This is a genomic window from Siminovitchia fortis, from assembly GCF_003605365.2.
Classification (GTDB): domain Bacteria; phylum Bacillota; class Bacilli; order Bacillales; family Bacillaceae_C; genus Siminovitchia; species Siminovitchia fortis.
Genome location: NZ_QYTU02000018.1, coordinates 1 through 14900 on the forward strand (window position 1 = coordinate 1; position 14900 = coordinate 14900).

The 14900-nt window shown below is 46.6% G+C and carries 15 protein-coding genes and 1 other annotated feature; all 15 genes read left to right on the top strand.

Translation table 11 applies throughout. The features are described 5' to 3' along the window. On the top strand, positions 1-243 hold a 243-nt coding region (locus tag D4N35_RS18285), incomplete at its 5' end, for a hypothetical protein (protein WP_208646289.1). Positions 244-336: 93 nt separating this feature from the next. Continuing rightward, positions 337-810 carry a glutathione peroxidase gene (locus D4N35_RS09245; protein WP_120072765.1) on the top strand — a complete coding sequence of 158 codons (474 nt, stop codon included), beginning with the start codon at positions 337-339 and terminating at the stop codon, positions 808-810. A gap of 187 nt (positions 811-997) precedes the next feature. After that, on the top strand, positions 998-1459 hold the full coding sequence (locus D4N35_RS09250) for a CtsR family transcriptional regulator (protein ID WP_120072919.1): 462 nt from the start codon (positions 998-1000) through the stop codon (positions 1457-1459). Positions 1460-1479: 20 nt separating this feature from the next. After that, complete coding sequence (gene mcsA, locus D4N35_RS09255; protein WP_120072766.1) at positions 1480-2025, top strand: protein-arginine kinase activator protein McsA; 546 nt, start codon at positions 1480-1482, stop codon at positions 2023-2025. Further along, positions 2022-3104, top strand: a complete 1083-nt coding sequence (gene mcsB, locus D4N35_RS09260; protein WP_120072768.1) for a protein-arginine kinase McsB — start codon at positions 2022-2024, stop codon at positions 3102-3104. The genes mcsA and mcsB overlap by 4 nt, the downstream gene beginning before the upstream one ends. A 1-nt stretch (position 3105) precedes the next feature. Then, a complete protein-coding gene (clpC, locus tag D4N35_RS09265) occupies positions 3106-5547 on the top strand; it encodes an ATP-dependent protease ATP-binding subunit ClpC (RefSeq protein ID WP_120072770.1) in 2442 nt (813 codons plus the stop codon). A 228-nt stretch (positions 5548-5775) separates the two neighbouring features. Further along, on the top strand, positions 5776-7146 hold the full coding sequence (gene radA / locus D4N35_RS09270; protein ID WP_120072772.1) for a DNA repair protein RadA: 1371 nt from the start codon (positions 5776-5778) through the stop codon (positions 7144-7146). A gap of 201 nt (positions 7147-7347) precedes the next feature. Then, positions 7348-8439 carry a PIN/TRAM domain-containing protein gene (locus D4N35_RS09275; RefSeq protein WP_120072774.1) on the top strand — a complete coding sequence of 364 codons (1092 nt, stop codon included), beginning with the start codon at positions 7348-7350 and terminating at the stop codon, positions 8437-8439. A 17-nt stretch (positions 8440-8456) separates the two neighbouring features. Then, complete coding sequence (gene ispD / locus D4N35_RS09280) at positions 8457-9143, top strand: 2-C-methyl-D-erythritol 4-phosphate cytidylyltransferase (RefSeq protein ID WP_120072776.1); 687 nt, start codon at positions 8457-8459, stop codon at positions 9141-9143. A 20-nt stretch (positions 9144-9163) separates the two neighbouring features. Next, positions 9164-9646 (top strand): 2-C-methyl-D-erythritol 2,4-cyclodiphosphate synthase, encoded by a 483-nt coding sequence (gene ispF, locus D4N35_RS09285; RefSeq protein ID WP_120072921.1) that lies wholly within the window; start codon positions 9164-9166, stop codon positions 9644-9646. A 101-nt stretch (positions 9647-9747) separates the two neighbouring features. After that, on the top strand, positions 9748-11208 hold the full coding sequence (gene gltX / locus D4N35_RS09290) for a glutamate--tRNA ligase (protein WP_120072778.1): 1461 nt from the start codon (positions 9748-9750) through the stop codon (positions 11206-11208). A 196-nt stretch (positions 11209-11404) separates the two neighbouring features. Beyond that, positions 11405-11640, top strand: a binding site (T-box leader). A 47-nt stretch (positions 11641-11687) separates the two neighbouring features. Then, a complete protein-coding gene (gene cysE, locus D4N35_RS09295) occupies positions 11688-12341 on the top strand; it encodes a serine O-acetyltransferase (protein WP_120072781.1) in 654 nt (217 codons plus the stop codon). Further along, positions 12338-13735: a cysteine--tRNA ligase gene (gene cysS, locus D4N35_RS09300; protein WP_120072787.1), complete on the top strand. Its 1398-nt coding sequence runs from the start codon at positions 12338-12340 to the stop codon at positions 13733-13735. The genes cysE and cysS overlap by 4 nt, the downstream gene beginning before the upstream one ends. Then, positions 13732-14160 (top strand): Mini-ribonuclease 3, encoded by a 429-nt coding sequence (locus tag D4N35_RS09305; RefSeq protein WP_120072789.1) that lies wholly within the window; start codon positions 13732-13734, stop codon positions 14158-14160. Before cysS ends, D4N35_RS09305 begins: the two co-directional genes overlap by 4 nt. Continuing rightward, positions 14157-14900, top strand: a complete 744-nt coding sequence (rlmB, locus tag D4N35_RS09310; protein ID WP_120072791.1) for a 23S rRNA (guanosine(2251)-2'-O)-methyltransferase RlmB — start codon at positions 14157-14159, stop codon at positions 14898-14900. The genes D4N35_RS09305 and rlmB overlap by 4 nt, the downstream gene beginning before the upstream one ends.

The window sequence follows — 14900 nt, forward strand, 5'->3', positions numbered from 1 at the left end:
GCCGCCGGGCAAAGACAGAACATGGGGCCAGAAGGCTTCATGTTTTTTTGTGTTCCTAGGGGCTCGGACAATATGGAGCCGGTTGACTGGATCAAAATGTCCAATCGTGCAATTCGAGCCGGAATTCGTGCAATTCCAGGTCCAGTTCGTGCAATTACGCTCCCAATTCGTGCAATTCCGCCTGAGTTCGTGCAATCACACCCTCATTTCGTGCAATCCCCCGCAATTCATGCAACTCGATAACATTTCCAATTTACCTGCAAAAGTCATAAAGATTGTTTTCGTCGGGATCCTTTCCTAAAATTAAAATAAACTACAAACTGTGGAGGGGGAGTCATGTCCATATATGATTTTGGTGTCCGAAGCGCCGATGGGAAAAAAGTTTCCTTAAACGAATTTCGAGGTAAAGTGCTGCTTATTGTCAATACAGCCAGTAAATGCGGATTTACCCCCCAACTGAAAGAGTTGCAGCTGCTTCATGATACATACAAAGATCAAGGTTTCGCTGTTCTCGGCTTTCCGAGCGATCAATTCATGAACCAGGAATTCGATGATATTCAGGAAACCTTGGATTTTTGTCAAACGAATTATGGTGTCACTTTTCCGATTTTCGCCAAAATCCAGGTAAAAGGCGAGAATGCCCATCCGCTATTCAAGTTTCTGACAGGTTCAAAGCAGGGATTTTTGACAAAGGAAATCAAGTGGAATTTCACAAAATTCCTGATCAATCGACAGGGATTCGTCGTAAAAAGATACGCCCCGCAGACAAAACCTCCGAAAGTTAAAAAGAATCTCGAGGCGCTATTATAGAAGTTTTGCCGAAGTACAAAAATCAATCAATCTGCAGCTTCCAAGTCTTTGGTCCCAATTTGCCTTTTGGGGTGTTGATTCCATAAAAGGATGGGTAAGATAAAATTGATTGTCAACGGGGCATTAAATTTTGTATAATATAAGTCAAATATAGTCAAAGTCAAGCAAGGTAAGGAGGTGCTTGATGATGCGGAATATATCCGATATTATTGAAAATTATTTAAAGCAGGTTTTGGAACTAAGTGAAAGCGAAATCGTAGAAATAAAAAGAAGCGAAGTGGCAAATAAATTTCAGTGTGTCCCTTCACAAATAAACTATGTCATAAATACCCGGTTCACAATGGAAAAGGGATACATGGTTGAAAGTAAACGGGGCGGGGGCGGCTATATCCGCATTTCCAAGGTTAAACTTCATAATCAGGCTCATCTGATCGACCAATTGAAAGTTTTAATTGGCCAAAAAATTTCCCAAAGCAGAGCAGAGGATGTCATCATGAGGCTGCTGGAAGAAGAAATCATATCAGAACGTGAGGCAAAGATCATGTTAAATGTCATTGACCGTTCAGTATTATATATCGATCTGCCGGATAGGGATGAATTAAGGGCCAGGATGCTGAAGGCCATGCTTCGGACGATAAAATTTGATTAGGGAAAAGGAGGAGGGCTTTGATGATTTGTCAAGAATGTAAAGAAAGGCCGGCCTCTCTGCATTTTACAAAAGTAGTGAACGGAGAGAAAACGGTTATACAACTATGTGAAAGATGCGCGCAGGAAAAAGGTGAAATGTTTCTGCTGGAAGGAGGAGCAGGCTTTTCCATCAATGATCTGCTTGCCGGACTGTTGAATCCATCCTCCTTTCAAAATGCTTCGCCCCATACAGCGCTTGGAAGCCAAATTGTCCAATGTGATGTTTGCGGTATGACCTATCAGCAATTTGCGAATATCGGACGTTTTGGCTGTGCCAATTGCTACAACGCCTTCAGAAAAGAACTGATTCCCATATTGAAAAAGCTGCACAGCGGCAATATAGTCCACGGAGGGAAGGTTCCGGCGAGGATGGGCGGGTCTTTGCATTTAAAAAAGAAAATACAGGAATGCAAAAGTGAGCTTGCAGCTCTGATCGAACAAGAAGAGTTTGAAAAAGCTGCAGAAGTACGCGACCAAATCCGCTCCCTTGAAAAAAAATTGGCAGAAGGGGAGGAGAAAATGGAATGAGCCTCGAAAAGTTTCTTAATCAGGCTGTCAGTTCTTGGATGAGTTCAGAAGGACCTGATTCCGATATCATTCTCAGCTCCCGGATAAGATTGGCAAGGAATTTACGAAACTTTAAGTTCCCGACTTTGTTTACTAATGATGAAGCACGGGAAATCATTAGCAAAACTAAAAATATTTTTGTACAAGAAAATGATCATGGCTTCGGCCAGCTGGAATTTTTGGAAATTGATGATTTAAAGGCACTGGAAAAAAGGGTGTTGGTGGAAAAGCATTTAATCAGTCCCCGATTGGCTGAACATGCCACACATGGTGCAGTTTTGCTGTCCGGTCAGGAAGATATAAGCATCATGCTCAATGAAGAAGATCATATCAGGATCCAATGTCTGTTTCCGGGCCTGCAAATAAGTGAAGCGCTGGAACGGGCAAATGTCATTGATAATATCCTGGAAGCAAAAGTCGATTATGCATTCGATGAAAAGCTGGGGTATATCACAAGCTGTCCGACAAATGTGGGGACCGGACTTCGGGCATCCGTCATGGTTCATCTGCCTGCACTTATCCTGACACGACAGATGAACCGCATTATTCCTGCAATTAACCAGCTCGGGCTTGTCGTACGGGGGATTTATGGAGAAGGCAGCGAAGCTTTGGGAAATATATTCCAAATATCCAATCAGATTACACTTGGGAAGTCGGAAGAGGATATCATAGGCGATTTGATTAGCGTCGTCCAGCAAATTGTTGCTCAGGAGAGAGCGGCAAGGGAAGCATTAATAAAAACATCAGGCATTCAATTGGAAAATAAGGTATTTCGTTCCTACGGAATATTGGCCAACAGCAGGATCATTGAAACAAAAGAGGCATCTGAATGTTTATCTGATGTCAGATTGGGCATAGATACAGGATACATTACTCATCTTTCCAGAAATATTCTAAATGAATTGATGATCTTGACGCAGCCGGGATTTTTACAGCAATATGCAGGGGGGCCGCTTCGTCCTGTTGAACGGGATATTAAAAGGGCGGCATTGATACGGGAAAGATTGAAACTAGAAGAGAGACGGACAGGAGGAGATTAGTATGATGTTTGGTCGTTTTACAGAGAGAGCTCAAAAGGTATTGGCCCTTTCACAGGAAGAAGCAGTCCGCCTTGGCCACGGCAATATCGGAACTGAGCATATTTTGCTGGGACTGGTCAGGGAAGGAGAAGGAATAGCGGCTAAGGCGTTATATGGACTCGGCCTGGGTCCCGAAAAGATTCAAAAAGAAGTAGAAAACTTAATTGGCCGAGGGAAAGATACTTCACAAACGATTCATTATACGCCGCGTGCCAAAAAAGTGATTGAGCTGTCGATGGACGAAGCCAGAAAGCTCGGTCATTCATACGTCGGCACGGAACATATCCTGCTTGGCCTCATTCGTGAAGGGGAAGGTGTAGCTGCAAGAGTATTGAATAATTTGGGTGTCAGTCTGAATAAAGCCCGCCAGCAGGTGCTCCAGCTTTTGGGAAGCAATGAGGCAAGCACCCACGGCGGGGCTTCTGCAAGTGCCAATACTCCTACGGTAGACAGCCTGGCAAGGGATTTGACTGCGATAGCAAGAGAAGGGACCCTTGACCCTGTTATTGGCCGCAACAAAGAGATCCAAAGGGTCATTGAAGTATTAAGCAGACGGACTAAGAACAATCCGGTCCTGATCGGCGAACCCGGGGTTGGTAAAACTGCGATAGCGGAAGGCCTGGCACAGCAAATCATCAATAACGAAGTGCCTGAAACCCTGCGCGACAAGCGTGTCATGACCCTTGATATGGGAACTGTCGTGGCAGGCACAAAATACCGCGGAGAATTCGAAGACCGTCTGAAGAAGGTAATGGATGAAATCAGGCAGGCAGGCAACATCATTTTATTTATTGATGAACTTCATACATTGATTGGTGCAGGGGGAGCGGAAGGTGCCATTGATGCATCAAACATTTTAAAACCGTCGCTTGCCCGCGGAGAACTTCAATGTATCGGTGCCACGACATTGGATGAATACCGCAAATATATTGAAAAGGACGCAGCGCTTGAGCGGCGCTTCCAGCCTATACAAGTGGATGAGCCGACGGTTGAAGAATCCATTCAAATACTGGAAGGACTCCGCGACCGCTATGAAGCCCACCACCGTGTATCCATTACGGATGAGGCAATTGAAGCAGCAGTGAAATTGGCTGACCGTTATATCTCGGACCGCTTCCTTCCTGATAAAGCGATTGACCTGATTGATGAAGCTGGTTCCAAAGTCCGGCTCCGTTCTTATACGACGCCGCCGAATCTAAAAGAATTGGAAGTGAAGCTTGAATCCATCCGCAAAGAGAAAGATGCAGCCGTCCAAAGCCAGGAATTTGAAAAAGCTGCTTCTTTAAGGGATTCAGAACAAAAGCTCCGGGAAGAACTGGAAGAAACGAAAAAAACTTGGAAAGAAAAACAGGGACAGGAAAATACGGAAGTGACGGTAGAGGATATCGCCAAAGTCGTATCCAGCTGGACTGGTGTCCCAGTATCGAAACTGGCTTCGACTGAAACGGAAAGATTGTTGAAACTGGAAGAAATTCTGCATTCACGGGTCATCGGACAGGAGGAAGCCGTTAAATCTGTTGCGAAGGCGGTGCGAAGAGCAAGAGCGGGGCTGAAAGATCCGAAGCGGCCGATCGGTTCCTTTATCTTCCTGGGTCCAACCGGTGTAGGGAAAACGGAGCTTGCAAGGGCGCTTGCAGAATCCATGTTCGGAGACGAGGATGCTATCATCCGTCTCGATATGTCTGAGTATATGGAGAAACATTCTACGTCACGCCTCGTCGGCTCGCCTCCGGGATATGTCGGATTTGAAGAAGGCGGCCAACTGACCGAAAAGGTCCGCCGCAAGCCCTATTCCGTCATTCTGCTGGATGAAATTGAAAAGGCCCATCCAGATGTATTTAATATTTTGCTCCAAGTGCTTGAAGATGGCCGTTTGACTGATTCGAAAGGAAGAACGGTTGACTTCCGAAACACTGTTCTCATTTTGACATCGAACGTCGGAGCCCAGGCCTTGCAACGCAATAAATATGTAGGCTTTGCCATCCAGGATGGAGAGCAGGATTATAAAGACATGAAAAGCCAGGTCATGGAAGAATTGAAAAAGGCATTCCGTCCTGAGTTTTTGAACAGAGTTGATGAAATTATCGTCTTCCATGCCTTGGAGAAACCACATCTGAAGGAAATTGCCACATTGATGGCGAATCAATTGATCTCCCGCTTGAAGGAACAGGATATGGATCTTGAGTTGACCGAAGCGGCAAAAGATAAAATAACGGAGGAAGGTTTCGATCCGGAATATGGGGCCCGTCCGCTCAGAAGGGCCATCCAGAAGTTTATAGAGGACCGCCTGTCAGAGGAACTGCTGAAAGGAACGATCAAAATGGGCCAACAAGTTGTCGTCGATGTTCAGGACGGGGAATTCATAGTGAAAGCAAAAGAAGAAGAGGAAACTGCTATTTCCTAATCTGGAGGGGTACATGGAGAACGAAAGCCGTGTACCCCAACCTTTGTTTGTCAGCTCAGACGAACAGAACAGTCGACGCGATAGGGCTTTTTAGCAGGAGCCTGAATCAAGACAGGAAAAGCTAATGCAACATTTTTGTTGTTGAAACAGCCGTTTTGACATCTGCCTGACACACTGGTCCTTTACAATGGAGATATAAGTAACAGAAGATGAGGGGGAAGAAAGTAGTTGGCGAAAAAAAAGACAAAATTCATGTGTCAAAACTGCGGATATGAGTCCCCCAAATGGATGGGGCGCTGTCCCGGGTGCGGGGAATGGAATCAAATGGTGGAAGAGGTTGAAATCATTGGAAAGGGAAGAAAAGGATCCTTAAGCCCATCTGATGAAGGCAGGTCCAAAGCCGAGCCGATCAACGCCATTCAAACCGAAAATGAACCGAGGGTGGAAACAAAACTGAAAGAGTTCAACCGCGTGCTGGGAGGCGGCGTTATCCCCGGCTCTTTAGTGTTAATAGGCGGTGACCCGGGAATCGGGAAATCAACCCTGCTTTTGCAGGTGTCCTCACAACTGGCTGATACGGATAAAAAGGTGCTTTATATTTCGGGTGAGGAATCTGTCAAACAGACAAAATTAAGAGCGGAGCGGCTAAATGTCTCTTCGCCCAGCCTATATATTTATGCCGAGACGAACCTTGAATTGATTCACCAGACGATTTCAGATTTATCGCCGGATTTTGTAGTGGTTGATTCGATTCAAACCGTCTATCATCCTGAGATCACTTCTGCACCGGGGAGTGTCTCCCAGGTTCGTGAATGTACAGCCGAACTGATGAAAATTGCGAAAACGAAAGGGATTGCCATTTTCATAGTAGGGCACGTAACGAAGGAAGGGGCTATTGCAGGGCCCCGGCTTTTGGAGCACATGGTTGACACTGTTCTGTATTTTGAGGGGGAACGGCACCATACGTACCGCATCCTCAGGGCGGTAAAAAACCGTTTCGGATCCACGAATGAAATCGGCATTTTTGAAATGAAGGAATTTGGCCTCGATGAAGTGGAAAATCCATCAGAAATTTTCCTTGAAGAGCGGTCCAAGGGCTCATCAGGCTCGACTGTTGTGGCATCAATGGAAGGAACAAGGCCGGTGTTAGTGGAAATACAGGCATTGATTTCTCCGACTAGCTACGGAAATCCCCGGCGGATGGCCACCGGCATCGATCACAACAGGGTCTCCCTGTTGATGGCTGTATTGGAAAAGCGGGTGGGTCTGCTGCTGCAGAACCAGGACGCTTATTTAAAAGTTGCCGGCGGAGTGAAGCTGGATGAGCCGGCGATTGACTTGGCCATAGCCGTGAGCATTGCTTCAAGCTTCCGGGACCATCCGACAAGACCGGCCGACTGCATCATTGGCGAAGTTGGATTGACCGGGGAAGTGCGCCGTGTCTCAAGGATTGAACAGAGGGTGCAGGAAGCTGCCAAATTGGGCTTTACCCGAGTGCTTGTTCCTGATAAAAATATTGGCGGATGGAAGGTACCGGAAGGAATTGAACTGATCGGTGTGGCAACGGTTGAAGAAGCTTTGAGGCAAGCTTTTAACTGAGCGGTATGAACGATAATTGTCACATAAGTGAAATAGACTCACTGCATCCATTTTGCTAAAGTAATAGTAAAGGGATAGAATCCGCTGAAGTTATATTAATATAATATTTTGTGGGAATTAAGAATGATTCTGTAATAAATTGGGGCCTTCATGTTTTTAAAATAGGCAAGTTGCTTATAATTAGGATAAGGAGGTGAGAGCATGTTAAAACGAATAGTTCAGGCTTGTTTTTTACTTATGGGGGGAACCCTGGGAGTACTCTTCGTTCCTGAACTTTTAAAATTAGCTTCTCTTGATCAGATCGTTTTAATTAATAATCCGTTGGTTAATGCTCTTATAGGTGCAATCATATTTTATGTCATTACTTTTTGGGCGGTTGACCATGTTGTCCACTTTGTCAAATGGTTCGAAGACCGTATTGTCAAGGCTCCTGTCTCAGATATTTTATTTGGTAGCCTGGGGCTGATTTTCGGACTGATCATTGCCTTCCTGGCAGGATTGGCCATCAACCAGACCGAATTGCCTATCGTAAATGAAGTTGTTCCGATATTATTGACCCTGCTGATTGGATATCTCGGTTTTCAGGTGGGCTTTAAAAAGAAAGAAGAGTTGATGAATTTCTTTTCCTTCAACCGATCAAATAAAAAGAAAGAAGATTCCGCCGATCAGCCCAAATACTCTTCAAGAAGGCTGAAAATCCTTGATACAAGCGTCATCATCGACGGGAGAATCGCCGATATATGCCAGACAGGCTTTTTGGACGGAGTTCTCGTCATTCCTCATTTTGTTCTTGCAGAGCTGCAGCATATTGCGGACTCCTCGGATGCTTTGAAGAGGAACCGGGGAAGACGCGGGCTTGATACGTTGAATCGGATCCAGAAGGAAATCAACATTGAGGTGGAAATGTACGAAGGAGATTTCGAAGATGTCCAGGAAGTGGACAGCAAGCTTGTGAAACTGGCCAAGTTAATGAACGGGACAGTTGTCACAAACGACTTCAACTTAAATAAAGTGTGTGAAATCCAAGACGTTCCCGTGTTAAATATCAATGATCTTGCAAATGCAGTGAAGCCGGTCGTATTGCCTGGGGAAGAGCTGAATGTCCAGGTCATTAAAGACGGCAAAGAATACAATCAGGGCGTTGCTTATCTTGATGACGGTACGATGATCGTTGTTGAAGAGGGAAGAGATTACATTGGCAAAAGAATTGATGTCATCGTCACAAGCGTCTTGCAGACATCTGCGGGCCGGATGATTTTTGCCAAGCCTAAATTATTGGAAAAAGCTTTATAGGGACAGGAGAATTTCAGTTGGAATATCAGGTGATCATCCCCGCTGCGGGATCGGGGAAAAGAATGGGGGCCGGCCGAAATAAGTTATTTATTGAAGTTGCGGGGCGGCCGGTCATCCTGCATACATTAGATGTATTTGCGTCCGACCTTTACTGTAAAAAAATAATTCTTGCCATCCAGCCAAACGATGAAAGCCAATTTAGGAACATACTGGCCGGTCATCCGGGCAATGGAAAAATCGCTTATGTTTACGGGGGGGATGAACGCCAGCACAGCGTCTATAATGGATTGAAGGCAGCCGGCGGCCAGATCATCCTCGTTCACGACGGCGCCCGCCCTTTCATCCGCCAGCATACGATCAGCCGGCTTGTTCAGGCGGCACATGACAACGGCGCCGCCATAGCGGCGGTCCCTGTAAAAGATACAATTAAAAGAGCGGACCGGAATCAAGTGGTTGAAACGGTCGATCGATCGGGCTTGTGGCAAATACAAACTCCACAAGCCTTTCGTTTGCCAATTTTAATGAGTGCGCATGAACAGGCGAAGGAACAAGGTTATGTAGGTACGGATGAAGCCTCGCTTGTTGAAAAAGCCGGCCAGCCTGTCATGATTATAGAAAGCGACTACGATAATATTAAATTGACGACTCCCGAGGATTTATACTTTGCTGAAGCCATATTGGCAAAAAGAAGGAATTTGGGATGAGTGAGGGGAGAAAAATACATATGTTTAGAATTGGGCAAGGGTTTGACGTACATGAATTTGCCGAAGGCAGGCCGCTTATTATTGGCGGCATCCACATTCCTCACCACAGAGGGCTTATAGGGCATTCAGATGCAGATGTATTGCTGCATACCGTTGCTGACGCCTGCCTGGGGGCAATTGGAGAAGGTGACATCGGCCGGCACTTTCCGGATACGGACATGGCAAATAAGGACCTGGATTCGGCCCGCCTGCTTGCGGATGTATGGCTGCTTGTCAAAGAAAGAGGCTATAAGCTCGTGAACGCCGACTGCACAATCATGGCCCAGAAACCTAAAATGGCGCCTTATATTGAACAGATGAGAGAGAGGATTGCCGAATTGCTTGAGGCGGACAAAGCTCAGGTGAACGTAAAAGCAACGACAACAGAGCGTCTTGGCTTTGTTGGCCGGGAAGAGGGCATCGCCGCACAGGCAGTTGTTTTAATCGGAAAATCCGCTGAATAGGAACAGTTGCTTTTAAGTATGCCAAGGTTATTGTAAAATAGGGCAAGAGCTTCATAAAAGCGTAAGAAGAAACTTGTTGGAAATTTTGAGGAGGCATTAACATGTCAAATGACATACGGGTACGCTATGCGCCAAGCCCGACAGGGCACCTTCATATAGGAAATGCACGTACAGCACTGTTCAACTATTTATTTGCCCGCAATAAGGGCGGAAAGTTTATCATCCGGATTGAAGATACGGACCAAAAGAGAAATATAGAAGGCGGGGAGCAAAGCCAGCTGACCTATTTGAAATGGCTCGGCATCGATTGGGATGAGGGCATTGACAAAGACGGCGGTTATGGCCCGTACCGGCAATCGGAACGCAATGACATCTATCAAAAATATTATAATCAATTGCTTGAAAGCGGACAGGCCTATAAATGCTACTGTACACCGGAGGAATTGGAAGCGGAAAGGGAAGAACAGATAGCCCGCAAGGAAATGCCGCGGTATTCCGGAAAATGCCGCCACTTAACAGCGGAGGACCGGAAAAGACTTGAGGCGGAAGGCAGGGAGCCCAGCATTCGCTTCAAGGTCCCTTCAGGCAGAGTATTTGCTTTTAACGATATGGTCAAAAATGAAGTTTCCTTTGACTCTGATGGAATCGGTGATTTTGTCATTGTTAAAAAAGACGGCATTCCAACATATAACTTTGCCGTTGCCGTTGATGACCATCTAATGGAAATCAGCCATGTTTTACGTGGAGATGATCACATCTCCAATACACCGAAACAGCTGATGGTCTATGATGCTTTCGGATGGGAACCGCCGGTATTCGGCCACATGACGCTCATTGTCAATGAAAACCGCAGGAAGCTCAGCAAGCGGGATGAGACGATCATCCAGTTTATTGAGCAATATGCGGACCTTGGCTATATTCCGGAAGCCCTATTCAACTTTATTGCCTTGCTCGGATGGTCGCCTGAAGGGGAGGAAGAGATTTTTTCAAGACAAGAATTAATCGACATTTTCGATGCCAGCCGCTTGTCGAAATCTCCAGCTTTGTTCGACAAACATAAGCTTGCCTGGACGAATAATCAGTACATGAAAAAGCAGGATTTGGACAGAGTTGTCGAATTGGCCATGCCGCACTTGAAAAAGGCAGGCTTGGTCCCCGAAGAGCCGTCGCCGGAAGAACAAAAATGGGCTCGGAGCCTCATTGCCCTGTACCAGGAGCAGATGAGCTACGGGGCTGAAATCGTCGAGTTGTCCAAGCAGTTCTTCCAGGATGACATTCAATTCGGAGAAGAGGAAAAGGCTGTGTTGGAGGAAGAGCAGGTGCAGGAAGTGCTGCAGGCATTTTATAACCAAATTTCAGATTTGGAGCCGTTTGAAGCGTCTGAAATTAAAAAGGCCATGAAATCCGTCCAAAAGGAAACCGGACATAAAGGCAAGAAGCTGTTTATGCCGATCAGGGTTGCCGTGACAGGCGAAATGCGAGGCCCTGAACTTCCGAATGCCATTGAATTGTTAGGGAAGGAAAAAGTAAAATTGCGTTTGGAGCGTTTGATTCAAGGATAAGGAAAAATTCTTTTTTTAAATAAGATTGATTAGGACTAGTTTCCGCTTTGTCAAGCTCCGGCGCTTAGCCCCGCAAGGATCAAGCCGCTTTCCTGTGGTGGCTGAAGGGCTGCGTCTTGTGCTTGTCGGGGCTAAACAAGGTGCCTCCGCTTTTCTTGTTAACAAATCGAATAAAATGTAATATATTATAGTCATAGTAAAAGCAATGACGGGGAAAAGTAGGAAATCGATGCTGATCAGAGAGAACCGCCGACGGCTGAGAGCGGTTTGAGCCACTCGTTTTTTGAATATGCACCCCGGAGCCTTGCGTTGAACGGCAGCCCGCCAATTAAACGCAAGCGGACACCTTCCGTTAGAGGGGATAAGTTGGGGTGTGGAATTTTTTCAAAAAACACCCAACCAGAGTGGAACCGCGCCGTAAGCGTCTCTGTATATAGAGGCGTTTTTTTATTTTCCAACAAAAGAGAGGAGTGATCACCATGTTCAAACGAATGAAGGAAGATATTGAAACAGTGTTTGATCAGGACCCGGCTGCCCGCACAAGCATTGAAGTCATTCTGACATATTCCGGCCTGCATGCCATTTGGGCTCACAGAGTTGCCCATGCGTTCTTTAAAAGAAAGATGTTCTTTATTGCAAGGCTGATTTCACAGATCAACCGTTTTTTTACCGGGATAGAGATTCATCCTGGAGCGAAAATCGGCCGCCGTTTCTTTATTGACCACGGGATGGGAGTGGTTATCGGTGAAACTTGCGAAATCGGTGACGGCGTCACCGTTTACCAAGGGGTGACACTCGGAGGAACAGGGAAGGAAAAAGGGAAGCGGCACCCGACTATAAAGGACAATGCTTTGATTGCCACCGGTGCAAAAGTGCTTGGCAATATCACTATTGGGGAAAACTCAAAAGTAGGCGGAGGCTCGGTCGTTTTAAAAGACGTTCCTCCCAATTCGACAGTAGTCGGGATTCCCGGCCGGGTTGTTGTACAAGATGGAGTAAAGGTGAGGAAGGACCTGAATCACAGCGATCTTCCGGATCCGATTTCGGATAAATTGGCGGCCATGGAACAGGAAATTGCACGCTTAAATATGGAGCTTTCTGCCATAAAGAAAGAGAGGAGTCATTCAGGATGACAATCAGGATTTATAATACATTGACACGGAAAAAAGAGACGTTCGTTCCGCTTGAAGAAGGAAAGGTCAAAATGTATGTTTGCGGACCGACTGTCTATAACTATATTCATATCGGGAATGCCCGCCCGGCGATTGTATTCGACACAGTCCGCCGCTATTTGGAATATAGGGGCTATGATGTCCATTATGTCTCCAATTTCACCGATGTTGACGACAAAATCATCAATACGGCCAAAGCGCTTCAAACAGATGCACTCACGGTAGCCAACCGGTTTGTTGATGCTTTTTTCGAGGACATTCTTGCCTTGGGCTGCAAAAAGGCGGACGACCACCCGCGGGTGACCGAAAATATAGACATCATCATCGAATTCATTGAAACGCTCATTGAAAAAGGCTATGCCTATGAATCCGGCGGAGATGTTTATTACCGGACAAGAAGATTCGACGGGTATGGGAAGCTGTCGCATCAATCGATTGATGATTTAAAGGTCGGCGCCCGGATCCAGCCCGGTGAATTGAAGGAAGACGCGCTTGATTTCGCCCTTTGGAAAGCGGCAAAGGAAGGGGAGATCTCCTGGGACAGTCCGTGGGGAAAAGGCCGCCCCGGCTGGCACATTGAATGCTCCGCAATGGCGAGGGAGTATCTCGGCGATACAATCGATATCCATGCGGGAGGGCAGGATTTGACATTCCCCCATCATGAAAATGAGATTGCCCAATCCGAAGCCATGACCGGCAAGCCTTTTGCCCGCTACTGGATGCATAACGGCTATATTAATATTGACAATGAAAAGATGTCCAAATCACTCGGGAATTTTGTACTGGTCAATGACATCATCAAGCAGATCGACCCGCAGGTTCTCAGGTTCTTCATGCTGTCTGTCCATTACCGCAATCCAATCAACTACTCGGAAAATCTCGTTGCGGATGCGGGTGCGGGACTTGAAAGGCTGAAAACATCTTATCAAAACCTGAAGCACCGGCTGGAAACAAGCGCCGACCTGGCGGATGACGGAAAGGAATGGACAGATACCATCAAAGATCTGCATCAGGAGTTCATAGCCAAGATGGATGACGACTTCAACACTGCTGATGGCATCTCCGTCCTGTTTGAACTGGCAAAGCAGGCCAATTATTATTTGATGGAAAAAAACACATCCGTTGCTGTCATCCGTGCATTCATGAAAGAATTTGAAGATCTGTTCCCTGTGTTGGGGCTTGAGCTGGAAACGGAAGAGCTGCTTGATGAGGATATCGAACAACTCATTGAACGGCGCAACCAGGCCAGAAGAGAACGCAATTTCCAACTGGCGGATCAAATCCGTGACCAGTTAAAAGACAGGAATATTATTCTGGAAGACACGGCACAAGGCACCAGATGGAAGCGGGGATGACTTATATGAATCTTCCGCCAAAAGTGGAATATAGACAATTGAACAGTTTGGCACTCGCCTATATGGGCGATGCCGTTTATGATGTGTTCATCCGCGGCCGCTTGTTGGAAAGCGGAAAAACAAGGCCGAACAAGCTGCATTTGGAGGCCACCCGCTACGTCTCGGCAAAAGCCCAGGCGGCCGCTTTAAAAAATTTGATAAACAGCGGTTTTTTATCCGATGAAGAACTGGAAATCGCCAGGCGCGGCAGAAACGCCAAATCCGGAACAGTCCCCAAAAATACGGACGTTCAAACATATAGGCACAGCACGGCTCTGGAGGCATTGATCGGCTGGCTTTACCTGGCTAACGAACAAGAACGGTTAGAAGAGTTGATAGAAAAGATCATGGAGGCCATAGACAAAGAAAGAGGAGGAGCAACATGAGCCAGCAGTGGATTGCAGGAAAAAACCCCGTCTTGGAAGCGCTCAGGTCAGAAAGGGACATTCATAAAATCTTGATAGCCGAAGGATCCCAAAAAGGGCAGATGCAAGCCATCGCTAAGCTGGCAAAAGAAAAGCGGGTCCAGATTCAATATGTCCCAAGGAAAAAAATTGATCAAATGACGGAAGAAAATCACCAAGGCGTCATTGCGGAAGTGGCCGCTTACCGGTATGCCGATTTGGAAGAACTGTTTGAACGGGCGGCCTCACAGGGAGAAGATCCCTTTTTCCTTATACTGGATGAGCTGGAGGATCCCCATAATCTTGGTTCCATTTTAAGGACAGCGGATGCAGCGGGGGTTCATGGGGTCATCATCCCCAAAAGGCGTGCAGTCGGCCTGACATCAACGGTTGCAAAACTATCGACCGGTGCCATTGAACACATCCCGGTTGCCCGCGTCACGAATCTCGCCAGAACGATTGAGGAGTTAAAGGAACGGGGCATTTGGATATTTGGTACAGATGCAGAGGAAAGCACCGATTACCGCCGGATGGACGCTTCCCTTCCCCTGGCCGTCGTCATCGGCAGCGAAGGCAAAGGAATGAGCCGGCTGATTAAAGAAAAGTGCGATTTTCGTGTACATTTGCCGATGGCCGGGCATGTAACATCATTAAACGCCTCTGTAGCGGCCGCTCTCTTAATGTATGAAGTGTACCGCAAGCGCCAGCCGCTTGAGAGGTGA